Origin of the sequence: Bacillus cereus group sp. RP32 (assembly GCF_040459735.1) — a bacterium.
Lineage (GTDB): Bacteria > Bacillota > Bacilli > Bacillales > Bacillaceae_G > Bacillus_A > Bacillus_A wiedmannii.
In genome coordinates this window covers 4,523,656-4,547,966 of record NZ_JARVHO010000001.1, presented here as the reverse complement: position 1 = coordinate 4,547,966, position 24,311 = coordinate 4,523,656, and the positions used below count along the sequence as shown (strand labels likewise).

Here is a 24,311-nt window from a genome sequence, read left to right as displayed (position 1 = left end):
AAATAAAAATAGGAGGTATATAAGATGAAGGTGAAAGAAGTATTAGATGTAAAAGGATTAGCATGTCCAATGCCAATTGTAAAAACAAAGAAGGCAATGGAAGCATTACAATCGGGGGAAGTGTTAGAAGTACACTTAACAGATAAAGGTGCGATTAAAGATATTCCAGCATGGTCACAAAAAGGCGGTCATGAAGTGTTAAAACACACGGAAGAATCTGGTGAATTAAAATTCTGGATCAAGAAAGCATAGCAGTTCAATAACAAGTGGAAGATTACATCCGCTGCTTATTATTGAAAGTAAAGAGGATAATCATATATGTCTTATATAGTTATATCTCTAATAGTATTGATGCTAGGAATTTTAGTAAAACGTTACATTCCGGTTTTAAACGTTGCATATATTTCGTTAGAACAAGTAAGGAAAATGGAAAGTGTTGTTGTAGATGTACGCAATTATACAGAGAGTCACAGTGATAACACTTCTAGAATTATGTGTATACCGTATGCGTATTTAAAACGGTATTATCATGAAATACCAAATAAGCCTTTGCATCTTATTGTTCATAATAAAGTGGATTGGAATTTAAGTGTTCGTTTTTTAAGAAAGAAAGGGTTCCATATTCAAAGCTATAGTATATATTTGGACGGGAAAAAAGCACAGAAGGAGTTTAAATAGTTTTATGGATGTAAAGACAATATTGAATGTAATCTTAATTGTACTTGTATCGTGGTTTATTATTTCTCGCTTCTTACCAGTTAGAGGAGTAAAAAGTATTTCAGGAAAAGATTTAAAACGTATGATGGGGCAAAAGAATAAACAATTTATCGATGTTCGCACAGTAGGTGAATATAGAGGAAATCATATGAAAGGGTTTCAGAATATCCCATTAAATGAGTTAGCTAGTAAAGCAAATCAATTAGATAAAAATAAGGAAGTAATCGTTATTTGTCAGAGCGGGATGAGAAGTAAGCAGGCGGCAAAAGTACTAAAGAAATTAGGATTCCAGCACGTTATCAATGTTTCAGGTGGTATGAACGCTTTATAAGGAAGGAATATTAAAATGAAAGAAATAACAGCGAGAGAAGTAGAGGAAAGATTGTTACGAAATGAAGAGTTATATGTAATCGATGTTCGTGAAGTAGAAGAAGTAGCTGAAGGGAAAATTCCAGAAGCGTGTAATATTCCACTAGGGCTATTAGAGTTTCGTATGCATGAGTTGGATAAAAAGAAAGAGTATATTATCGTTTGTCGTTCTGGCGGAAGAAGTGCACGAGCAGTTCAGTTTTTAAAGAGCTACGGTTTTCAAGCAATTAATATGGTAGGTGGTATGTTAGCATGGGAAGGTAAAGTCGTATAGTACAGAGATACATGATTTGAGCCTTTTTATAAATGATAAAATACCCCTATAGGTAATAGGAGGGAGAAAAACATGGAACAACAGAAGAAAACAACAATCGTTTTATTTAGCGGAGATTATGATAAAGCAATGGCTGCTTATATTATTGCAAATGGTGCAGCGGCGTATGATCAAGAGGTAACTATTTTTCATACTTTTTGGGGATTAAATGCTTTAAGGAAAGATGAGCATGTGAAGGTGAAGAAAACTTTCATCGAAAAAGTATTTGGAAAGATGATGCCACGCGGTGCGGATAAGATGGGATTATCAAAAATGAATTTTGCAGGTATGGGATCAAAGATGATTAAAGGTATTATGAAAAAACATAATGCGATGCCTTTACCAGATTTAATCGATTTGGCGAAAGAACAGGGGATTAAACTTGTCGCTTGTCAAATGACAGTAGATTTATTAGGGTTAAAAGAGGAAGAGATTATGGAAGGGGTAGAGTTTGCAGGAGTAGGAGCTTATTTAGCAGATGCTTCGGATGGGAATGTAAACTTATTCATTTAATTCACCTTCTTTTTAGAAGGGAGGGGATGTAAGATGAGCTTAGTCGTATTACTTTTTATAATTGGGTTTATAGGATCGTTTATATCAGGAATGGTTGGAATTGGCGGTGCGATTATTAATTATCCGATGATCTTATACATTCCGGTATTGCTGGGGTTTACTGGCTATACGTCACATGAAGTAAGTGGTATTACAGCGGTTCAAGTATTCTTTGCAACTTTTGCAGGGGCATGGGCCTATCGGAAAAGTAATGATATGGATAAAACGCTAGTTGTGTATATGGGAGCTAGTATATTAATAGGAAGTTTCATAGGGAGTTTTGGTGCTAACGTATTAGCGGAACATACGGTCAATGTTGTTTATGCAGCGTTAGCAACAATAGCTGCTATTATGATGTTCGTACCGAAACGAAATAATGGTGATGAAGTGAAATATAATAAATGGTTAGCAAGTTTGTTAGCATTTATTGTAGGCGGAGCATCAGGCATTATAGGTGCTGGAGGTTCTTTCTTATTAGTTCCCATTATGCTGGTCATTTTAAAATTGCCGATACGTACAACAATAGCAACATCTATCGCAATTACGTTTATTTCCTCAGTAGGAATTACGACTGGAAAAGTAATAACTGGGCAAGTAGTTGTAATTCCAGCTCTTATTATCGCGATTGCAAGTATCTTTGCTGCGCCGCTTGGAGCGCGAGTCGGGAAAAAGATCAATCAAAAAGCATTGCAATATATGTTATCGATTTTGATTGTAGGTACAGCTATTAAGATGTGGATTGATATGATATTGAAATAAAAGGATGGTGCTGCTTGCAGCGCATCCTTTTATTTATGCCGCTATTTGAAGGTAGTAAACGCCCGATTGGTGCAGGCTGATTTATGCCCAAATAACTTTCATTAAGTTTTTATATTCGTCATTTGCTAATTTATATAGCATTCTCGTATGTTCAAAGACAAGTGCTGGATTAAAGTTTGGTTCTGAGAATGCAAGCGATGCTGAAATATCAATTGCATTTTGCTTGTTTAATGTGAATTTTGCAAATCGATAAGATGTGTTTAATTCATTGATAACATGCAAAATATCATTTGTTGATGTTGCATCAGGTACGTGAGCAACATTGAAGCAGTATATATCCACAGTAGGATGTTCGTTTTGGAAAGCAGCGATAAGTTGAATTTTTGCGCCAGCTTCTGTTTCTAAGCCTACTGAAAAATGAACAGAACCATCATTTTCATCTATATTTTCTTCCATGTATATATCGTTGGATTTTAAGTAGTCTTTAAAATCTGAGATGTTATGTTTTACTGCAGCTTTCATATGTATGAGCCCCCTGATAATTGGAATAGATTGCTACTGTTTATTATAATTTAAAAATATTAAAAAAGATAGTTAGAAAGTTCTGATTTTTGATTTAGAAGAAATAAAAAGAAGCAGTACTCTACCTCCATAGAGAACTGCTTCTTTTTTATTCATTTTTGTTAGACGATGTTTCTGTATCTTCACTGCTATTTTTATTCTTATTTTTCACTTCATTGTTACTTGATTCGCGTTCACTTGAATTTTCAGACTTAGATTCTTTTGTTTTCTCTGTGCCTGTTTTCTTCGAATCAGAGTCTGTTTTTGTATATGCAGGTAATCCAAGGTGAGCGCGAAGCCCGTTTGTTACATTTGCTAATTCTTTTTTATCTGGATTGTAGTAATATGTTCGGCCGCCGCCAGCAGATTTGCTACATGTATCGTCACCTTTTTCCATATAGCAGTCTTCACCTTGAATTTGTAATTTCTCAATTTCCGAATCCGATCCGTACTTATAGAATGAAAGCATATCATCGAATGTTAAGTTCGTAACGAATTGGCCGTTAATATCATCAATGATGTTACCAACTTTTGTTACAGATCCAACGCTTGTTAGTTTCTTTAAAATAGCTTCAATAACGAGCTGTTGGCGTTGTCCACGCATTGCATCACTATCGATGTGGCGCGTTCTAGCAAGGGCAAGAGCTTCTTCACTATTTAGCTTTTGAACACCTTTCTTCAGGTGAATCGCATCAGCAGTATCATTACTATCTTGTTCAGTAAATTCAACTGGTACATCGACTTCAATACCACCTAAATCGTCGACAATTTTCATAAATGACTTGAAGTTAAACTTTACAAAGTAATCAACGGGAACATTCATTAATTTTTCAACTGCATCAATGCTTGCTTGGGGTCCACCATCTTTTCCGTTTTTAGTAGAACCGTATGCATGAGCGTGTGTAATTTTATCTTTTTTCTTTTCCACTGGGATATAAGTATATGTATCTCGTGGAATACTTAATAGTTTTACAGTTTTGCTATCTTTATTAAACGTTGCAAGTAGTAGTGCATCCGTTCTTATAGCTTCTCCATATTCTTTCCCGCGGACATCGCTTTCATCAACACCCATGATTAAGACGGAGACGTTATTTGTGATAGGTTTTACAGCTTTATCACGTAAATCAGATTTATCACCGCGCGCTAAATCGTGTGCGGCATTTCGAACAGCAGAAGATGCTTTATTTACTAAAAACCAAGTATAACCGCCACCTATTAATAAAAAGAATAGTATAACGCTTATAATAATTTTTGTTTTTTTCTTACTTTTTTTCGGTTTACTGCGTGTATTTTCTTGCAAAGATGGGTTTTGCTCCATTTCCTGTACTCCTTCATTTGGATTGAAATACGACACTCACATCCACTTATTATAATGAAATTTGACGAAAAAAGACATTACAAATCATTTACATTTCGTAAAAATTCAATATATTTATAAAAAGTCAGATTTTCTATATTTTATTTTTCAGATGTAGAATAAGTATAAGTTGTTTTAGTGGAAATGAAAACATGTATTGTGAGAAAGTGATAGAGAAGTAAGATTTGTTGAAATATAGCCAAGAAGAAATGAGTAGGTTTACTTGTTTCTTCTATATAATAAAGAAGAATTTTACGGATAAAGGAGCGGGCATAGTGAATCATACATCATTCCGAGCAATCGTTGTGAACGAAACAGAAAGTAAGCAGTTTGTAAGAAACATTGTAGAGAGAGAAGTAAGTAGTTTACCTGAGGGGGACGTATTAATACAGGTTCACTATTCTTCATTAAATTATAAAGATGCGCTTTCAGCCACGGGTAATAAAGGTGTTACGAGAACATATCCTCATACGCCAGGAATTGATGCAGCAGGAGAAGTTGTGAGTAGTGAAGGGGAAACCATTAAGGTAGGAGATCAAGTCATTGTAACGGGATATGATTTAGGTATGAATACTTCTGGTGGTTTCGGAGGATATATTCGCGTGCCAGCATCTTGGATCACCCCTTTACCAGAGGGAATGTCATTAAAGGAAAGTATGATGTACGGGACAGCAGGTTTTACAGCTGCTTTATCAGTATATAAGCTTATTGGAGCAGGCATAACGCCTAGTATGGGAGATGTTTTAGTAACGGGTGCCACAGGCGGCGTAGGGAGTGTAGCTGTTAGTATTTTAAGTAAGTTAGGATTTAACGTAGTAGGAGCAACAGGGAAAATGGAAGAGGAAGAGATGCTACTACGTCTAGGAGCGAAACAAGTAATTCATCGTACGGAGTTGAATGATGAATCAGGAAGACCAATGCTAAAAGGGATATACGCCGGGGTTATCGATACTGTAGGTGGACGTATGTTAGAAACAGCTTTAAAAACGGTAAAGTATGGTGGTTGTGTAACGACATGCGGTAATGTGGCAGGGCAGGAATTACAAACAACGGTATATCCGTTTATTTTGCGAGGCATAAGCCTTTTAGGAATCGATTCTGTGCAGTGCCCAGTGGATGTGAGAAGAGATGTGTGGACGCTTTTAGCAAGTGAATGGGAAAATAAAGAGCTACTATCTTATACAGAAGAATGTACATTAGAAGAGTTAGATGAAAAGTTTACACTTATATTGCAAGGGAAGTTAAAAGGAAGAACTGTTGTAAATATGAAATAAGAAAAGAGACGCTTACATTAGCGTCTCTTTTCTATTATAATGATTGTTTTAAATTGATTTTACCTTGTTCACCTAAAACACCATCAGCGATATTTACAGCGTGATCACCGATACGCTCTAAGTTACTTACCATATCAACGAAGATGATACTTGCATCACCTGAACAGCTACGTTCGTTTAGACGTAATACGTGACGTTTACGAAGAACGCGTTCCATTTGGTCGATTTTACGTTCTTTTGCAATAACCGTTTGTGCTAGTTCAGTATCGAAGTTTGTTAAAGCTTCAACTGCGTCTTGTAATGTTGAAATCGTTAATTCAAGCATTTCATTTAGTTCAGCTAGTGCTTCGTCTGATAAGGAAACGCGGTTTGAAATTTGGAAATCTACAAGTTCTACAAGGTTTTCTACATGATCACCGACACGTTCAATATCTCCAACAACACCAGCTAAAACTGAGTGTTTTTCAGAGTCTGAAGGTGAAAGTGGCTTTTCTGATAGTAAAACTAAATACTCGGTAATTTTTTTATCTAAATTGTTAATAGCTCCTTCTAATTGAGTAGCCATGTTTTCATGCTTTTTGTCTTGTGTATTTAAATATTGATTCGCTTCTTTTAAGCCGTGTAATGAAAATTCAGCCATACGCACAACCTCTTTTTGAGCTTCAGTTAAAGCGATAGCTGGAGATTGCTCAATAAAGATTGGATTTAAATGTTGCGGTTTGAAGTTAATAGATGAATCTTCACCACGAATGATTTTTGTTACGATCCATGCTAATACTGCAATGAATGGGAACTGAATGATTGTATTTGTTACGTTAAATGTTCCATGTGCAAATGCAATTGTCATTTCCGGATTTAAGTTTAATGAAGTTTGGAAATACTGGATTAAACTTGTAAATGGTACTAATAAAATTGTAAAGATAATGGTACCGATAATATTAAAGATAACGTGAACTAATGCTGCACGTCTTGCGGCAATTGAAGTACCGATTGCTGCTAATACTGCTGTAATTGTTGTACCGATGTTATCACCGAACAATACAGGAAGAGAAGCTTGTAAATCGATTGCACCTTGACCGAATAGTTCTTGTAAAATACCGATTGTTGCGCTTGAGCTTTGTACAATTAAAGTGAACACTGTACCGACAATAATTCCTAAAATTGGATTGTCACTCATGCTAACCATTAACTCTTGGAATGACTCTAAAGAGCGAAGAGGTTTCATACCTGCGCTCATTAATTCTAAACCGAAGAATAACATACCAAAACCGAATACAACTTGACCTACAGAATGTACTTTTTTATTTTTAAAGAAGAATAGTAAAATCGCTCCAACTGCCATAACTGGGAGCGCATATTCTCCGATTTTAATTCCGATAATAAATGCAGTAACTGTCGTTCCGATGTTCGCACCCATAATAACACCGATTGCTTGTCTTAATGTCATAAATCCGGCACTTACAAGTCCGACTGTTAAAGCGGTTGTTCCTGAACTTGATTGGATTAATACAGTAACTAACATACCTGCTAGTACACCCATAAGTGGGTTTGTTGTAAAGCGATCTAAAATATCGCGAAGACGATCACCAGCTGCTTGTTGCAGTCCATCGCCCATGTATTTAATCCCGAATAAGAAAATACCTAATCCACCAATGAACTGGAAGATCATATCTTGAACATTATATTCCACGCATTCCACTCCTTAAATTTCATGTACGCTGTAATTATTAACTAAACCTTGAGGCACTGTAAACGGTTTGCTAGTAAAATTTACACTAACTTTACAAAGAGATAAAAAGTTTACAATTCTTTAAAGAAACAGCTGTATTTTATTGGTTTTCATCTTGTGTAAATCTTAATTTTGTAAATAAATCGCACTTTTTAGAATAGTATTGTTCAGGTGGATATGTAGGAAAGCGTCTGCGAGTTCATCGTATATTTTTTGATGAAAGTTAAAAAAATATGTAGGAAAATGCATGTAGTTTTATAACAGTAAAAATACGATAAAAAAAGCCACTGAAATTAACCAGCAGCTTTTTCTCTGTTTTTATCTCCATGCTTTTGCTTTCTTATACTTGTAATGTAAATGAATAGGAAAGCAATAAGTAATAGAGAGGAATAACGATATACAGTTGCGTAGTTTGTAAAATGTGCAATGAATCCAAATATAATTGCGCCAGCGCCAATGCCGAGGTCGAATGCTGAGAAGAATGTAGCTGTTGCGACTCCTCGTCGGTGCGGTGCTACTCGGTCGATCATCCATGCTTGTAGTGCAGGTTGAATCGCTCCAAAACCACTTCCGTAGCATGCTGCTGCAATAATTAAACTCGGAATGGTAGTTGTATACGACAATAAAATAATACCTGTAAACGTAATAATAACCCCTGGAATAATAACGAATGCATGACCTTTCGCATCGTATAACTTTCCAGAAAACGGACGAGTGACAGCGATTGCAAGTGCATTAAATAAGAAGAAGAGGCTTATATCAGCAATTCCGACTTCCGTAGCAAATAATGTAATAAAGCTCCCGATTCCGCCGTACATTAATGTAATACATAATATTAATAATGAAGGAAGTAAAGCTTTGCGCTCAATAAATCCATCGAGAAAAGTACCAGATGTTTGCCGTGGTGGTTGCGGCGATTTTTTGATTTGAAGTAGTTTCGTTAATATTAATGAAACAATTGTACATGAAAGTGCACATAAAAAAAGAATCGTGAAGTTATATGTTTGCATGAGCCAAAGTCCGATAAGTGGACCGAGTGCCATTGCAATCGTTCCGGAAAGGCCGAAATATCCCATGCCTTCACCACGGCGAGCTTGCGGAATTAAATCTGAAACGACAGTTCCATATGTAGTCGTTGTAATACCAAAGCCAGCTCCGTGTAAAATTCGTACGGCAAGCAATAGGAAGATGGTTGAAGCGAAAAGATAACTACCCATAGCGAGTAAACAAATAGCAGTACCGATCATTAAAATGATTTTTTTATTGAATTTTTGCAAGGCGTTTCCAGTCAGTGGTCGAACAAAAAGTGCCGCCACGGTAAACATGCCTACAACAAATCCGATATTAGAACTTGTGCCGCCAATTTCTTTCACATAAACAGGTAAAGTAGGAATTAACATTTGAAACCCTAAAAACATACATAAGTTTGCAAAAATTAAAGCGACAAACTCTTTCGTCCATAACGATTCTCGTTTTACGAGTATTGCTTCTCCCATATATTCATCCCCTATATAAAATTTTCTCTTTTCTTTCGAGTATATGTATTGGTCAATGTAACAGTCAAGGAAGGTGCCTTGAAAACGTATAACAATTTTCGAGGTGGAAAAACTGACAAATTTGTGTAAAAGCTACACAACTATGAAAAAAAGTTGTAAAGTATAGATGTATAGACTTGTAGTTGTTATGAATGATAGAAATTGTTTTTTCTTTAAAGAAAGCGGATTCAAAAAGTAGTGAATGAGAAGGGGATACATACTTTTTCACTACATATATTTGAAAAGGTTTACAAAACAATGAAGAAAGAGGCGTGTACATATGAGACGATTAGGTATTTCTATTTATCCAGAACATTCAACAGTAGAGAAAGATAAGGAATATTTAACATTAGCAAGTAAATACGGATTTACACGTGTATTCACATGCTTATTGTCTGTAGATGGAGAAAAAGAGAAAATTATAGAAGAGTTTAAAGAAACGATCTCTCATGCAAATGCATTAGGGTTCCAAGTATTAGTTGATATTAGTCCGTCTGTTTTTACACAATTAGGTATTTCATATAATGATTTATCTTTCTTCCATGAGTTAGGAGCGTACGGTATTCGTTTAGATGTTGGATTCTCTGGTTTAGAAGAATCGATTATGACTTACAATCAATACGGCTTAAAAATTGAAATTAATATGAGTAACGGTACGAAATATGTAGATAACATTATGAGCCATAGACCAAATCGTGAAAATTTAATTGGTTGCCATAATTTTTATCCGCATCGTTATTCAGGATTATCATACGATCATTTCATTAAATGCTCGAAACAATTTAAAGATTACGGTATGAGAACGGCTGCGTTTATATCATCATTTGATGCAACATATGGACCTTGGCCAGTAACAGAAGGGTTATGTACGTTAGAGCAGCATCGTGAATTACCGATGACAACACAGGCGAAGCATTTATTTGCGACAGAATTAATTGATGATGTTATTATTGCGAACGCGTATGCATCAGAAGAAGAATTACAAGCACTAGGTGCATTAAATAAAGAGAAACAAACATTTGATATAGGATTATATGATACAACAACAGAACTAGAAAAAATTATCGTATTAGAGGAACCGCATTTTTATCGTGGAGATGTATCTGAATATATGATTCGCTCGACACAAAGTCGTGTGAAATATAAGAAAGAAGAGTTCAAACCGCATAATACACGCGAAATTAAACGCGGTGATCTTTTAATTGATAATGAACAGTATGGTCAATATAAAGGTGAATTACAAATTGCGTTAAAAGATATGGTGAACACAGGAAAAACAAATGTAGTTGGCCGAATTGTAGAAGAAGAAATTTTCTTATTAGATTATTTACAAGCATGGGATAAATTCGGATTTACATTAAAGAAATAGATAAAATGAAAAAGGAAAAAACTACTGACCTCAGCAGCTTTTTCCTTTTTATATATAAATTGTGAGAGGAAGAGCTATGACAAAAGTGCATCAGCGATTAATTTCTATTTTAGAGGAGTTTTTAGAAGAGAAATCGATGTTAAATCGAGCTTTTTTAGCGAGCCGTTTACATGTATCAACGAAGACGATTCAAAAAGATATAAAATTATTAAATAATATATTGGAAGAAAACGGGGCGAAAATTGAATCGCAAAGAGGAACTGGATACGAACTAGAAATTATACAGGCGAAGAAATTTGAAGAGTTTTGCTTGAGTCTATTTCAAAAACAGACGGAAAAGATCCCGACTTCTTATGAAGAAAGGATAGCGTACATCCTGCAACGTATTGTAACGACAGAGGGGTATGTGAAGCTTTCACAGTTAGCAGAGGAGATTTATTTGAGTAAATCGACTGTAAATTTAATTATGAAAGATGTGACAGATATATGTGGTCGCTATCAATTACAAATTGAAAAGAGACCGTATTATGGTATACGTATTGTGGGAGAGGAGTTTCATATTCGGTCTTGTTTATCACAATATGGTTTACCGCGCTATGATCATACTCCGTTTCATGAGCAATTTGAGCAGAGGGATACATATTTATCGTTACCTCATATACCGCTTATCCGTTCGGTTATCTTAAAGTATATCGAGGGAGGAACGATATATTTATCAGATATAGAAATTGATAATTTAGTCATTCATATTGCAATTGCAATAAGGCGTTGTGAAGATCAACATTATATGAAAGGACTGAATGCGGAGCAATCAGAACTTATCATAAAGAAAGAATATACAATTGCGAAACAGATTGTAGGAGATTTAGAGAAAGAGTTGCATCTTTCATTTCCAGAAGAAGAAGTTTTATATGTGACGATGCATTTATTGAGTACTGCTGTTACAGCGAGAGATCGTTATGAAAATGTGGAAGAACTATTAGGGAAAGATCTATATGCATTTATGCAACATATTCTTTTTAAAGTAGCGGAGGAACGGAATCTTATTTTTTATTATGATGAAGAATTATTATTTGGTTTTGGTGTTCATTTAAAAACGTTATTAAACCGTTTGAAGTATAAGTTAAATACGAGAAATCCTCTATTGGCAGAAGTGAAAAAGAATTATCCGTATGCTTTTGAAATTGCGGTTCTCGTAGGAGATATAATTGGTGAATATACGGGAGAATCGATTCCGGAAAGTGAAATTGGTTATATTGCGATTCACTTTGGCGGAGCGATGAGTCGTTTACAGGAACAGAATCAAAAGAAAAGATGTTTATTAGTTTGTGCGACTGGTCAAGGAAGCGCCCAGCTATTGAAATATAAAATTTTATCACAGTTCCGAGATAAATTAGAGATTGTAGGGATTACAGGTTATTATCAATTGAAAGTGGAAGACCTTTATAAAGATAAAATAGATTGTATTATTAGTACGATTCATATACCGAGTGGTTTGCCTGTTCCAGTTATAAAAGTGAACTCAATATTTGATAATAAAGAAATTAAGTCCATCGGTCAGCAGTTGTTTACGCATGTGAATACTAGTGTACAGCAGTATATAAAGGAAGATTTGATCTTTTTAAATCATAGCGCTTCTACGAAAGAAGAGGTTATCAAATTTTTATGTGAGAAAGCCGCTGAGAAAAACTATTTACCAGAAAACTTTTATGATTCTGTTATGGAAAGAGAGAATACATCTCCTACAGCCGTTGGGAATTTAGTTGCAATTCCACATCCGATGCAGTTATTAAGTGAGAAAACATTTTTGCTGTTTTGTACACTTAATAAAGCGGTTGACTGGGGAGATAAGAAAGTACAAGTTATTATTTTATTTAGTGTAAAGCGCAATAATAATGAAGGTTTACAAAAGCTTTATGATTTTTTATATGATATTATGTCTAGTCAGCATACGATAGAGAAATTAATTCAGGCTGGAATGATTGAAGAATTTCAAGAGATTTTACTATCGTTTTGAAAAAGTATATAAAAACTTCCGTTACACAACGGAAGTTTTTTATGTTTAATTGTATGCGTTTTCATAATAAGATAACAATATAGAAAAAAGATAGCTTGGGGGAATTTAAAATGACTGATATGCAAACTCCATTTGCGTTAATTTTACATGGTGGCAATGCGAGAAGCGCGGCGCTTGAAGCAATTGCTTTTGCAAGACAAGGAGATTTTGAGAATGCTAGTGAAAAGATGACACTTGCTAGTGAAGAGATTTCAGCAGCTCATCGCATTCAAACAGACTTAATTCAAGAAGAAGCAAGAGGCAATCATGCAGAAATCAGTTTACTGTTAGTGCATGCACAAGATCATTTAATGAATGCAATTACAGTGAAAGAACTTGCTGAAGAATTTATTACTCTTCATAAACGAGTGGAAGAGAAAGTGACAGTATAAGATGTACATTTTATTATGTTGTGCAGCAGGCATGTCAACGAGTATGGTTGTAAGAAAAATGCAAGAAGAGGCAATGAAACAAGGGAAGGATTATAAAATTAAAGCAGTTGATTCAGAACTTGTGAAACTGGAAATAAAAAATGCTGATGTTGTTTTAATCGGGCCACAGGTGAAGTATTTGTTTCCAGCGGTACAGTTTCTTGCGAAATCATACGATATACCAGTTGCAATAATAGAACAAAGAGATTATGGCATGTGTGACGGTTTAAAAGTACTGAAACAAGCAGAACAATTAGTTGTAGCATAAATATATTTTTTTAAATATAAACATTATAATGTTATAACTTTTTGTCCTTACGTAGTAAAGAGAAAGAGGAGGGGTATTGATGAATGGTTTTATGAGTTTTATGGAACAAAAGATTATGCCAACAACGCAAAAGATTGCAGGACAACGACATTTATTAGCAATTCGAAACGGAGTTATTTCTACATTGCCGTTAACGATTGTCGGATCATTTTTCGTTATCTTTTTAAATTTACCAATTGATGCATATATGGAATGGATTGCACCATTTCGCCATATTTTAGATATTCCATTCCGGTTTACAGTAGGTTTAATGGCGTTATACGCAGCATTTGGGGTAGGAGCTTCACTCGCAAACTTTTATCAGCTCAATCAGTTAAGTGCAGGGTTGTTATCTGTACTCGCCTTTTTACTAGCATCAGTTGAACCAATTCAAATTACGAAAGCTGTACCAGGTGTTATTGATGCGGGAAGATATATTTCAGTAGGAACATTAAGTGCAACGTCTTTATTCGGCGCAATTGTCACAGCTTTAATTGCAGTAGAAATTTATCACTTTATGATTAAGCATAATATCTCGATTAAATTACCAGACAGTGTACCACCAGCAGTTGCAAACTCGTTTGCTGCATTAATTCCAACTTTAGTCGTTATTCTTTTATTCTGGGGTATTCGTTACGGTTTAAAATTCGATGTAAATACAACAATCACGTATTTAATCGCACCACTAAAATCAGTATTAGTAGGAAATAATTTATTCGGCGGTTTATTAACAGTATTCTTAATCGTGTTCTTCTGGTCATTCGGTATACATGGCCCAGCCATTTTAGGACCAATTATTCGTCCAATGTGGGATTCAGCAATTCTTGAAAATATGGAAGTATTCACAGCTACAGGAAATGCACATCAATTACCAAACTTATTTACAGAGCAATTTATTCAATGGTTCGTATGGATCGGTGGATCAGGCTCAACGTTAGCTTTAGTTATTATGTTTATGTTCTCTAAATCTAAGTTCCTAAAAGAGTTAGGTAGATTATCATTCGTACCAGGTTTATTCAATATTAACGAACCAATTATTTTCGGGGCACCAATTGTAATGAACCCAATCTTAATTATTCCATTCGTTATTACACCGTTAGTTACAACGACAGTATCATATTTCGCAGTTGTTTCAGGCATGATTCCGCTCATGATGGCGAAACTGCCATTTACGATGTTAGCACCAATTGCAGCGATTATTAGTACGGACTGGACAATTATGGCTGGTGTACTTGTACTTATTAACTTTGTTATCTCATTCGTTATTTACTACCCATTCTTCAAAATGTATGAGAAACAACAATTAGCAGGAGAGGAGAAAACAGAATGCTCGGAGCAATTATCATCTTAATTACATTCGTAGCGGGGCAGTGTATTGCACATTACTCAAAATGGGTACAAAGTAAATCTTTATTAGTGTTACTACTCGTATCAATTGTATTTATCGGTAGTTCAATGGGTGCATATGTAATGCTAAGCTTACAATCACCGTACGTAATTATTGTACCAACGATTTTATGTGCAACATGTTTATCTGCAAAATATAGATTTACGAGCATGGCATTAATACAACGTGTGAAGGAGATGCAAAAGCATGGAGCGTAAATTAGGAATTTCACTTTATCCAGAGCATTCAACGAAAGAACAAGATATGGCATACATTTCGGCAGCGGCACGCCACGGTTTTTCAAGAATATTCACATGTCTATTATCTGTGAATCGTCCAAAAGAAGAAATTGTAGCTGAATTTAAAGAAATTATTAATCATGCAAAAGATAACAATATGGAAGTTATTTTAGATGTAGCTCCGGCAGTATTCGATCAACTTAGTATTAGCTATAGTGATCTATCATTCTTTGCAGAGTTAGGTGCAGACGGTATTCGTTTAGATCTAGGATTTGACGGGTTAACAGAAGCGAAAATGACGAATAATCCGTACGGCTTAAAAATTGAGCTAAACGTAAGTAACGATATTGCATACTTAGAGAATATCCTTTCGCACCAGGCGAATAAACCAGCTTTAATTGGCTGTCATAACTTCTATCCACAAAAATTCACTGGTCTTCCATATGATTATTTCATTCGCTGTAGTGAACGCTTTAAAAAGCATGGCATTCGCACGGCAGCCTTTATTACGTCACATGCAGCCGACATCGGTCCATGGGATATTAATGACGGATTATGTACGTTAGAACAACATCGTAACTTACCAATTGAAGTACAAGCGAAACATTTATGGGCAACAGGGCTAATCGATGATGTAATTATCGGAAATGCTTATGCGAGTGAAGAAGAGTTAGAGAAAATAGGAAACTTAAATCGTTACATGTTACAGCTAAAGGTAAACTTTGTAGACGAAGCGACTGAAGTAGAGAAGAGAGCGACACTGCAAGAATTACACGTAAGACGCGGTGACATAACAGAATATATGGTACGTTCTACAGAAGTACGTAAAAAATACAAAGACTATGACTTCCCGGTGCGCGAAAGTGTACTACAGGAAAGAGGGCAAGTTGTAATTGGTAACAACTCATTTGGTAAGTATAAAGGCGAACTACAAATCATTCTAAAAGAAATGCCGATAGATGAACGGAAAAATATTGTCGGTACAATTGCAGAAGAAGAGTTATTCTTACTAGATTATGTAGGAGCTTGGACGCAGTTTACTTGTGTGGAATAGGGAAGGGCAGGAGAGGATGCTATGGCATCCTCTTTTTTTGTTGAAATAGTAATCTATCGTATATAGAATGCAAAGAGATAGATTTAATTTGGACGGGAGAGAAGGAGATTGTCATCGCTCTTCGTTTTTTACATAAGTTTGTTAATCATGAAGAAGTTTTAAAGGCGTTTGATAAAGTATATAAAAACCGAGGGAACTTATTTATGTCAGAGTGAAAGTTGCTTCGGGATCATATTAGTTACTTTCAAGAGAAAGTTAGAATGTGAGAATCAAAAAAAGAGTCAGCCTCAATGAGACTGACTCTTTTTTTACGAACTAGTTTAATACTTTAACTGTAACTGTTTTACGTCCCCAGTTACTAGATGTACCTTTATCAGGCATTAAAACGTCGATTTTATTTCCTTTAATAGCTCCACCAGTATCACCAGCGATTGCTACTCCGTAACCTTCAACCCATACTTTTGAACCTAATGGAATGACACTTGGATCAACTGCAATTAGTTTCATGTTTGGGTTAGCTGTTAAGTTGTGACCTAAAGCTGATTTTACTTGGTCGCCTGCTTTATAACCATTTTCAAGTGGATCTGCTGTGTAAGCTGTTGCTACAACGCGTAGTTCACGAGAAGATGATGGTGCACTTGTTTCAGTTTCTTTTGCAACAGGTTGTTGTGTAGCAGGTTTTTGAGCTTTAGCCGCTTCACGAGCTTTAGCTGCCTCTTGAGCTTTAGCCGCTTCACGAGCTTCAGCTGCTTCTTGAGCCTTAGCCGCTTCACGAGCTTCAGCTGCTTCTTGAGCCTTAGCTGCTTCACGAGCTTTAGCTGCTTCTTGAGCCTTAGCTTCTGCTTGAGCTTCAGCTGCTTCTTGAGCTTTAGCTGCTTCACGAGCTTTAGCTGCTTCTTGAGCCTTAGCTTCTGCTTGAGCTTCAGCTGCTGCCTGAGCTTTAGCTTCTGCCCCGGCTTTAGCTGCTTCACGAGCTTTAGCTGCCTCTTGAGCCTTAGCTTCTGCTTGAGCTTCAGCTGCTTCACGAGCTTTAGTTGCTTCCTCCGCCTTAGCTTTAGCTTGCGTTTCAGCTACTTCACGAGCTTTAGTTGCTTTCACTGCTTTAGCTGTATCTTGAACTTTAGTTGTTTTTTCAGCTTTAACTACTGGTTGAACTTTAACTGGTGCTTTACCTGTTAAGTAAGGAACATGAACATAAGCTGTTTTGCCGTTATATTCAAATTGGATCCAGTCGTTTTGTACTTGGTGTGTTGTTTCGATTACATCATCTTGTTTTAATTTACCAAGAATTTCTGAGTCTGTGTTTGCACCAGCACGTACGTTTAATACGTTAGCTGTTACGTAGTAAGTGTCTTTTGTGTAGTCAGCGCTAATGAAAGCTTCTTTACCGCTATTCAATTTCACTTTTGACCATCCGTTTTCTGTATGTAAAACGTTAACTTTATATCCATCTAATAATTTTCCTACAACTTTTGATTCAGTAGTTGGGTTTTCTCGTACATTTAGTACATCAGTCGTTACGATTGTTTCTGCTTTAGCAGATGTTGTGAAAATCCCAAGACCAAAAACCGCTGCTGTTGCTATACCCATAAATTTTTTCATAATAGCCTCCATTGCATTTGTTTTCGTTGACCTCATTATAGCAACCATTATTTTCTTATTTGCGAAAAACATAGAATTACAAAGCTTTCGTAACGGGTCATTAATATTCTGTAATAATTCCAGTAATATCCTAAAAGCGCTTTCTTATAGTTTTTAGGGGAGGTTTGAGCATGTAATACATAAAATGGAGAGTATTTCAATTTCTAATAGGTTAATAATGTTTCTTAAGTGTTGCGTAATTATTTCTTGAGTGTTACAAAAATGGCGTATTTTGCTGTTGGAACAGGTGATTAGTTATGTAAAAATAACTATTTTGACTGTGGAGAAATATAAATGAGGTGAAAATCAATAAAATATCGCCATAATTGTTACAAAATAAGTCGAGGTATGGAAAAAATTACGCCTTGATTTTAGGTTGTCACATATTATTTTTGCAATAATAGGATTCTATAATAGCTTTAGTAGGTTGAAATAATTAAAGGTGTTTATAACGTGAAACATATATAATAGAAGAAACACGATTTAATAGATAAAGTGAAACTTTAATCAGTGGGGGGGATTCTTCCTCCCCCACTGATTATTAGTTGAACCAATCGGGCTTTTATGGGCAGTTGATCCCCCACCTAAATTCTTTGCTTTCGCTGAATTTTGAGGTGGGGGTCTTACTGCCCATTAAAGCGGGATAAATAAAAAGCGTAGGAGTGTAAACTCCTACGCTTTTTATTTATTCATATCGTAAACATTCAATTGGATCCAGTTTTGCAGCTTTGTTAGCTGGAAGTAAACCGAATATAATACCGATTAACATTGAGATACCTACTGCAAGAAGTCCAAGTTCTTTTGAGACAACGAGTGGCCATCCAGCAAAGATTGAGACGATCCAAGCGAAGAAAATACCGAGCATGAATCCGATGAAACCACCGAGACCTGTTAAAATACAAGATTCAATTAAGAATTGTGTTAATACTTTACCACGCGTTGCACCAAGTGCTTTACGAATACCAATTTCACGTGTACGTTCTGTTACAGATACAAGCATGATATTCATTACACCGATACCACCAACAAGTAAGGAGATAGCGGCAATACCACCGAATACCATTTTCATCATACCGATGGATTCATCTAATTGCTTCGTAAATTCACCTAAGTCTTGTGCTTTGAATTTATTTTCAAATTTAGGAGCTTTCATTTCGTTTAAAACGGAAACGGCTTGTTTTTCTACACTTTTACGTTCTGTTGGTGAGGTCATTGTTAATTTTACAGAGTCATACTCAGTTACTCCTGAAATGACAGGGACATTTTCAAGTGACGTATACCCTTCAGGCATAGCCATTCCAAAGTCATTTTTCGTTTCGTACACACCGACTACCTTATACGGCTTTCCTTTTATATCAGTGTATAAGTTTGATTCCCAACCATTAAATAATTTATTGAAAGCTTCTTCATTTAATATAACAGCAGGGATTGCTTGGTTTAATTCGCTGTCGTTTAATTCACGACCGTGAACTAATTTTATTTTCAAATCTGTCATAAAGGCGCCTGTTCCACCTTTTAAATCAAGAGAGACATCTTTTGAACCAGAAGCTGCTTTTACTTTCATACTTACATCTGGATACACATCTTTAACTCCAGGCACAGTTTGAAGGCGTTTTAACATATCAGCTGTAATTTTGGCAATATCTGTTCCGTAGTCAGAGTTGTCGTAGTAAATTGTTATTTCATTATCTTTTCCTTGGCCTAATTCTTCTTTAAACTTTGCATTCGTACCATCACCCATTGAAATGATAGTAATAATGGCACTAATACCGATAATAATTCCTAGCATCGTTAAGATGGAACGCATTTTATGGGCAAAGATAGAGGAAAGGGCCATGCGTATATTTTCACTCGTGTTCAAAATTAACCTCTCCAATCTTGGACGATGTTTCCGTCACGAATTACAATTTGCCTTGCTGCAGCTTCCCCAATTTCACGATCGTGGGTAATCATAATGATTGTTGAGCCTTGTTTGTTTAATTCGTAAAAGAGATCCATAATTTGTGTACTTGTTTTCGTATCAAGTGCTCCTGTCGGTTCATCGGCTAAAATGAACTTTGGATTATTTACGATTGCACGTGCGACTGCGACACGCTGTTTTTGTCCACCTGATAATTCGTTCGGTAGGTGAGTAGCACGATCAGCTAAACCTACTTTTGTTAAAGCGGCTAATGAGCGCTCGCGTCTTTCTTTTTTATCGACTCCAGCGTAAATAAGAGGTAGCTCTACATTTTGAAGTGCTGTAAGTCTCGGTAATAACATGAAGTTTTGGAATACGAACCCGATCTCTTTATTACGAACGCGTGCAAGTTCTGTCTCAGACATGTTTGAAATATTTTGACCAGCTAGTTCATACGCACCTGTCGTTGGTTTATCTAAGCAACCGATAATGTTCATTAATGTTGATTTACCAGAACCAGATGGTCCCATAATAGAAGTGAATTCTCCCTGGTTCAGTGTTACGTCAATGCCGTGTAATATTTGAACGGATTCTGCGCCATTTTGGAAAGATTTCGTGATGCCTTTTAAGTTAATCATCGGGCGACGACCTCCATACCATCTTTTAAGTCTTTTTCAGGTTTAGAGATAATTTGCTCTCCTTTTTTCACTCCAGAAACTTTTGCTTCGCTATCAGTCTCGAATTCAACAGTAACAGCTTGTTCTTTCGCTTTACCGTCTTTTACAATGAAGACAACATTTTTGTCACCTTTTTTCACGATGCTGCTTTTCGGAACAATCGTACCAGTTGCTTCGCCAGATTTACTTGTTACGTAAACGTGGAAGCCGTTTTGTAATTCTTCACTATTATCTAATGTGACAGTGAATTGATAGTTAGAAACTGTTTTGTTTTCATCCATGCTCTTTAATGGTGTAGAACCGATTTCTGTTACTTTTCCTGTCCAAGTCTTACCAGCGACAGTTTTTGAGGAAACAGTTACTTCTTGCCCGACTTTCATACTAGCAAGCTCATATTCAGAAAGTTGACCTTTTACTTTAAATGGACCAGCGTGGCGAAGTGTAATGCCGCTCATACCTGTTTTTTCATCAGCAGTTTTTACGATATCATCAATTACGCCATCAGTAGGGCTCGTTACAGAAAGTGTATTTACTTTCTCTTTTGCTGCTTTAATCATTTCATCAGATTTTTCAACTTCAAACTTTTTCATTTCAATTTGTGATTCTAATTGTTGTACTTCGATTTCTGATGCTTTTAATGCTTCAGCAGGAAGGCCTGCATTTTTATCTTTTTGTAATTTTTGTTTCGCTGTATCAATTTGTTTTTGGAACAATGTTACTTCTTTTTGTGCGATTTTCTTTTGCATTTCTGCTTCTGTTACACCTTGTTTCGCAGTAGGGTCATTATATTTAAAAAGGAGTTGCCCTTTTTTCACTTCATCACCTTTTTTTACAGCTAATTCATACGTACCTTTTGTTGGATCAAATGAAATTGTTTCGATACCGTTTGGAATGACTTCACCGCCAAATTTTTGTGCGTTTTCAATTTGTTTTTCTGTTACTTTATATCCGCTATATGCCATTGCCACTTCTGAACCGCTGCCAGCAAATGCAAAATATGATCCAGCTGCAATACCGATTGCTACTACACTAGTAATTAACACTTTATTTTTCTTCTTCATCTATTTATCACCTTTTCGTTCGTTTTAGTATCTACATTCAGTATAGAAGAGGTGAAGAATCTGACAAATCGTTTTAGCTTACAATAACCTTACAGTTTTGTAAGGTATGAATATGTAAATGTAAGGTAGAGCTTGTCCTAGTGTAAGCAAATGAATTGACTCGTTGTTTCTTTCTTACAATAATATTGTATGAAAGAGAGGAGGAGGCAAGATGGAAGCTTATTTTAGTGCGCATCCATTAAAACCATTTATTCCATACTCAAGGCAACACGTCCTTATATTATTTATTATGTTGGTAGGAATATTTTTTCTGTATCAATACCAAGATGCATTACGGAAAAGTGAGTGGAATATAACGGTTCGGTATGCGATTGCATTTTTATTTATTGGAAGTGAGATTGGACTTCATATGTGGGAATGGGAAGCGGGGATTTTTGAACTGGGCACTTCATTACCATTTGAGTTATGTACGATTAGTTTATTGTTAGCATCGATTATGATTGTAACGAAAAGTTACCGCATATATGAGATCGTATTTTTTACGGGAATTATTGGTGCATCACAAGCTATGTTAACGCCGAACTTGCAATATGCTTTTCCGCATTTTCGTTTCATTGAATATTTTATCGCGCATATATTACTCATTTGGGCACCACTCTTTATGACGTGGGTAGAAGGATATAGACCGACCTTGCAATCAATTAAGCGTACGATGATATTTTTAAACATAATAATTCCAATCGTTTCTTTTGTGAACTACAAAACAGGTGGCAATTATATGTTTTTAGCTCGTAAGCCAGAAACTGCTTCATTACTCGATATGTTAGGGCCACACCCTTACTATATTATTTCATTAGAAATAGCTGCGCTTATTGGATGTTTTATTTTGTATATGCCGTTTGCGAAAAGAGAAGGGCATGCGCATAAAGAATCACTAGGATCATAACCTAGTGATTTTTCTGTATAAATATTTACAATTCAGAAAATTGAGAATAAAATTAGGGGGTAAATTATATAAAGAGAGAAGGGAAAACGTGGTCAAAAAAGTTTTTCTGAATGGGATGGAAGTGACGGTTCAATTTATTATTTCGATTTTGGGTATTATTTGTTTAGGGGCACTGCCAAAGTTATTTTACGGATTTGAGCTGCATGCATTAAAGTACATACAGAGTTTAAAAGAAGTGTTTATGAACTTAATGGATATTTCCAATTTTCAATATGTGAGAGGTAAATTTTTATTTCCGCAGTTGTTCGTCCATTATAAAGAAACGATTGTTATTTTTTTGGCGGCTTTTTTCATTTCATTATTTGTAGCATTTTGTATTGTTTATTTCATTATGAGTAGTTCACCGCGTATACAGCATCGCATTAAATCATTTCTCATCTTCCTAGAATCTATTCCAGACATTCTACTTATTTTAGTATCACAAATTTTAGTTGTATGGTTTTTTAAACAAACAGGCTTTTTACCTTTTCAAATTGCGTCAATTGGAGGCGAGTCGATTAGAGGATTGCCGATATTTTGTTTGAGTATACCGACTACGATTCTGTTTGTAAAAATGTTAGTGCTTCGTTTTGAAAATGAGCTAGAAAAAGATTATGTACTATTTGCTAAGGCGAAAGGGCTGAATCGTTTTCATATTTTAAATCGTCATGTTTTACGAAATGTGTTGCTTAGTACACTTTTCTTTGCGAAAACGAATATCTTTTTTATGTTATCTAATTTATATATTATAGAATGGATTTTTAATACGGGTGGTATTTTTATGTTTTTGAAATCGTATGAGAGTATTAGGGTTGAGGTTTTCATCGTTAGTGTGCTGCTTATTTATATTCCGATTTTTATTTTGTTTAAATTGTTTCATTATCTCATTCCAGCTGCGATGAAGGAGAGACTATAATATGTGGACGTATATAAAACGCGATAAAAGATTTTGGATAAGCATTGGGTTTCTTCTCATATTAGTTCTTTTGAGCATCGGAAATACGATATGGAATGATGGACATATTAGACAAGTTACATTGCAATATGATGCGGATGAAAATCCACAAGTGCCACCGTTTTCACCTTCATTACAATTTTTACTTGGGACAGACCGGAAAGGATACGACCTGTTACATTTAGTCATTGAAGGTGCGAAGTGGACGATTGGTATATCTATTTTAATTGCGGCACTTAGAATGGTGATAGGTGTGTTTTTTGGTGTTGTGCTTGGAACATATGTAAAAAGAGGGTTTTCAAAAATCGAGGCTTTTTTTGATAGTTTTACAGTTATTCCAACAGTTATGATTGCGTATTTTTTTCTTCACCTTGCAAATGCATTTGGGAGTGGGGAGGAAACAACAACCTTTTTTGAAAGAGCTTCGTTTCAAGTTTTATTACTTGTAATGCTTGTGATGCCAGTTATTGCACTGTATGTTGCGAAGGAAGTACGTAAATTGAGAACCGAAGAATTTATTGAAGCTGCGTGCATATTGGGTGGATCGAGAAGGCACATTGTTATAAAGCATATTTTCCCGCATCTCTATATGACGTTTATACTTGTATTTTTTCAGCAGTTTACGCAAACTCTTACTATTTTACTGCACTTAGGATTACTGGAAATATTCTTTGGTGGAACAGTTCAGTTTTTAGGACCGATAGAAGAAATAGAATCATACACGCATGAATGGTCAGGTTTAATTGGAGTCTATTTTAGATCATTAACAGTGAATCCGTGGATCCCGCTCGTTCCCATTACATTTTTTGGACTTACTATTTTTTCAGGAAATATGATTGTAAAAAGTATAGAAGAGGCGATGATGAAAGTAAGGTTAGGAGGAGAGATAAAGAAGGACGCTATAGAAGAGGAACAATCTGCTGTGCAGTCAAAAGAAGAGTTATTTACTTTTAAACATACGATGTGAAGAACCTAGGGAACTAGGTTCTTTTATTTTGTTATATTACAATATCGTAAGAGAGATGTAATGAAAATCGATAGGGGAGAAATACAATTTCGTATACACTTCATGTATAGAGAAAT

25 protein-coding genes and 1 pseudogene are annotated in these 24,311 nt (G+C 35.6%); 18 read left to right on the top strand and 8 right to left on the bottom strand.

Translation table 11 applies throughout. From position 1 onward, the window contains the following. Positions 1 to 24 precede the first annotated feature (24 nt). The 6 genes from QCI46_RS23445 (at position 25) to QCI46_RS23420 (ending at position 2,710) form a co-directional block, all read left to right on the top strand. Positions 25 to 252, top strand: a complete 228-nt coding sequence (locus QCI46_RS23445; protein ID WP_000864996.1) for a sulfurtransferase TusA family protein — start codon at positions 25 to 27, stop codon at positions 250 to 252. Between the two features lie 66 nt (positions 253 to 318). Then, positions 319 to 678, top strand: coding sequence for a sulfurtransferase (locus QCI46_RS23440; RefSeq protein WP_353841552.1), 360 nt, complete (start codon positions 319 to 321; stop codon positions 676 to 678). A 4-nt stretch (positions 679 to 682) separates the two neighbouring features. Further along, positions 683 to 1,048 (top strand): rhodanese-like domain-containing protein, encoded by a 366-nt coding sequence (locus QCI46_RS23435; RefSeq protein WP_327959498.1) that lies wholly within the window; start codon positions 683 to 685, stop codon positions 1,046 to 1,048. A gap of 15 nt (positions 1,049 to 1,063) precedes the next feature. After that, positions 1,064 to 1,360, top strand: a complete 297-nt coding sequence (locus QCI46_RS23430; RefSeq protein WP_327959497.1) for a rhodanese-like domain-containing protein — start codon at positions 1,064 to 1,066, stop codon at positions 1,358 to 1,360. Positions 1,361 to 1,432: 72 nt separating this feature from the next. Beyond that, positions 1,433 to 1,912, top strand: coding sequence for a DsrE/DsrF/DrsH-like family protein (locus QCI46_RS23425; protein WP_353841551.1), 480 nt, complete (start codon positions 1,433 to 1,435; stop codon positions 1,910 to 1,912). 33 nt (positions 1,913 to 1,945) lie between these two features. Next, positions 1,946 to 2,710: a sulfite exporter TauE/SafE family protein gene (locus tag QCI46_RS23420; RefSeq protein ID WP_098133084.1), complete on the top strand. Its 765-nt coding sequence runs from the start codon at positions 1,946 to 1,948 to the stop codon at positions 2,708 to 2,710. Positions 2,711 to 2,791: 81 nt separating this feature from the next. Here the strand turns inward: QCI46_RS23420 and QCI46_RS23415 are convergent, their stop codons facing one another. Further along, complete coding sequence (locus QCI46_RS23415; protein WP_000642361.1) at positions 2,792 to 3,232, bottom strand: hypothetical protein; 441 nt, start codon at positions 3,230 to 3,232, stop codon at positions 2,792 to 2,794. 148 nt (positions 3,233 to 3,380) lie between these two features. Next, entirely contained in the window at positions 3,381 to 4,589 is a 1,209-nt protein-coding gene (locus tag QCI46_RS23410) for an LCP family protein (RefSeq protein ID WP_353841550.1), read from the bottom strand. A 314-nt stretch (positions 4,590 to 4,903) separates the two neighbouring features. On the opposite strand from QCI46_RS23410, the gene QCI46_RS23405 reads away from it, so the two are divergent. Then, a complete protein-coding gene (locus QCI46_RS23405) occupies positions 4,904 to 5,902 on the top strand; it encodes a YhdH/YhfP family quinone oxidoreductase (RefSeq protein ID WP_353841549.1) in 999 nt (332 codons plus the stop codon). A gap of 34 nt (positions 5,903 to 5,936) precedes the next feature. Here QCI46_RS23405 and QCI46_RS23400 read toward each other — a convergent pair whose 3' ends face one another. Together QCI46_RS23400 and QCI46_RS23395 are read right to left on the bottom strand one after the other, a co-directional pair. Next, positions 5,937 to 7,592, bottom strand: coding sequence for a Na/Pi cotransporter family protein (locus QCI46_RS23400; protein WP_000456277.1), 1,656 nt, complete (start codon positions 7,590 to 7,592; stop codon positions 5,937 to 5,939). Positions 7,593 to 7,924: 332 nt separating this feature from the next. Then, on the bottom strand, positions 7,925 to 9,127 hold the full coding sequence (locus QCI46_RS23395; protein ID WP_353841548.1) for an MFS transporter: 1,203 nt from the start codon (positions 9,125 to 9,127) through the stop codon (positions 7,925 to 7,927). Positions 9,128 to 9,446: 319 nt separating this feature from the next. Here QCI46_RS23395 and QCI46_RS23390 point away from each other — a divergent pair, with 319 nt between their 5' ends. The 8 genes and pseudogenes from QCI46_RS23390 to QCI46_RS23355 form a co-directional block, all read left to right on the top strand. After that, positions 9,447 to 10,535 carry a DUF871 domain-containing protein gene (locus QCI46_RS23390; protein WP_353841547.1) on the top strand — a complete coding sequence of 363 codons (1,089 nt, stop codon included), beginning with the start codon at positions 9,447 to 9,449 and terminating at the stop codon, positions 10,533 to 10,535. Between the two features lie 76 nt (positions 10,536 to 10,611). After that, positions 10,612 to 12,552: a BglG family transcription antiterminator gene (locus QCI46_RS23385; RefSeq protein WP_353841546.1), complete on the top strand. Its 1,941-nt coding sequence runs from the start codon at positions 10,612 to 10,614 to the stop codon at positions 12,550 to 12,552. A gap of 110 nt (positions 12,553 to 12,662) precedes the next feature. After that, on the top strand, positions 12,663 to 12,983 hold the full coding sequence (locus QCI46_RS23380; protein WP_000131328.1) for a PTS lactose/cellobiose transporter subunit IIA: 321 nt from the start codon (positions 12,663 to 12,665) through the stop codon (positions 12,981 to 12,983). 1 nt (position 12,984) lies between these two features. Then, complete coding sequence (locus QCI46_RS23375) at positions 12,985 to 13,290, top strand: PTS sugar transporter subunit IIB (protein WP_000275650.1); 306 nt, start codon at positions 12,985 to 12,987, stop codon at positions 13,288 to 13,290. 79 nt (positions 13,291 to 13,369) lie between these two features. After that, positions 13,370 to 14,680, top strand: a complete 1,311-nt coding sequence (locus tag QCI46_RS23370) for a PTS sugar transporter subunit IIC (protein ID WP_002063903.1) — start codon at positions 13,370 to 13,372, stop codon at positions 14,678 to 14,680. Continuing rightward, positions 14,656 to 14,934, top strand: coding sequence for a hypothetical protein (locus tag QCI46_RS23365; RefSeq protein WP_000900037.1), 279 nt, complete (start codon positions 14,656 to 14,658; stop codon positions 14,932 to 14,934). The genes QCI46_RS23370 and QCI46_RS23365 overlap by 25 nt, the downstream gene beginning before the upstream one ends. Further along, a complete protein-coding gene (locus QCI46_RS23360; protein ID WP_353841545.1) occupies positions 14,924 to 16,009 on the top strand; it encodes a DUF871 domain-containing protein in 1,086 nt (361 codons plus the stop codon). The genes QCI46_RS23365 and QCI46_RS23360 overlap by 11 nt, the downstream gene beginning before the upstream one ends. A 92-nt stretch (positions 16,010 to 16,101) precedes the next feature. After that, positions 16,102 to 16,224 (top strand): annotated as a pseudogene (locus tag QCI46_RS23355) (HEAT repeat domain-containing protein); the annotation flags it as partial. A gap of 100 nt (positions 16,225 to 16,324) precedes the next feature. Here QCI46_RS23355 and entC read toward each other — a convergent pair. From entC to QCI46_RS23335, 4 genes are all read right to left on the bottom strand, one after another. Beyond that, positions 16,325 to 17,734, bottom strand: a complete 1,410-nt coding sequence (entC, locus tag QCI46_RS23350; protein ID WP_353841923.1) for a cell wall-binding protein EntC — start codon at positions 17,732 to 17,734, stop codon at positions 16,325 to 16,327. Positions 17,735 to 18,335: 601 nt separating this feature from the next. After that, positions 18,336 to 19,487, bottom strand: a complete 1,152-nt coding sequence (locus tag QCI46_RS23345) for an ABC transporter permease (protein WP_483299031.1) — start codon at positions 19,485 to 19,487, stop codon at positions 18,336 to 18,338. 26 nt (positions 19,488 to 19,513) lie between these two features. Next, positions 19,514 to 20,188, bottom strand: a complete 675-nt coding sequence (locus QCI46_RS23340) for an ABC transporter ATP-binding protein (protein ID WP_000609098.1) — start codon at positions 20,186 to 20,188, stop codon at positions 19,514 to 19,516. Continuing rightward, positions 20,185 to 21,288, bottom strand: a complete 1,104-nt coding sequence (locus tag QCI46_RS23335) for an efflux RND transporter periplasmic adaptor subunit (protein WP_353841543.1) — start codon at positions 21,286 to 21,288, stop codon at positions 20,185 to 20,187. The genes QCI46_RS23340 and QCI46_RS23335 overlap by 4 nt, the downstream gene beginning before the upstream one ends. A gap of 211 nt (positions 21,289 to 21,499) precedes the next feature. On the opposite strand from QCI46_RS23335, the gene QCI46_RS23330 reads away from it, so the two are divergent. The 3 genes from QCI46_RS23330 (at position 21,500) to QCI46_RS23320 (ending at position 24,195) form a co-directional block, all read left to right on the top strand. Then, positions 21,500 to 22,234 (top strand): YwaF family protein, encoded by a 735-nt coding sequence (locus QCI46_RS23330; RefSeq protein ID WP_353841542.1) that lies wholly within the window; start codon positions 21,500 to 21,502, stop codon positions 22,232 to 22,234. 88 nt (positions 22,235 to 22,322) lie between these two features. After that, complete coding sequence (locus QCI46_RS23325; protein ID WP_353841541.1) at positions 22,323 to 23,189, top strand: ABC transporter permease subunit; 867 nt, start codon at positions 22,323 to 22,325, stop codon at positions 23,187 to 23,189. 1 nt (position 23,190) lies between these two features. Next, a complete protein-coding gene (locus tag QCI46_RS23320; RefSeq protein ID WP_088608438.1) occupies positions 23,191 to 24,195 on the top strand; it encodes an ABC transporter permease in 1,005 nt (334 codons plus the stop codon). The last annotated feature ends 116 nt before the right edge of the window (positions 24,196 to 24,311 follow it).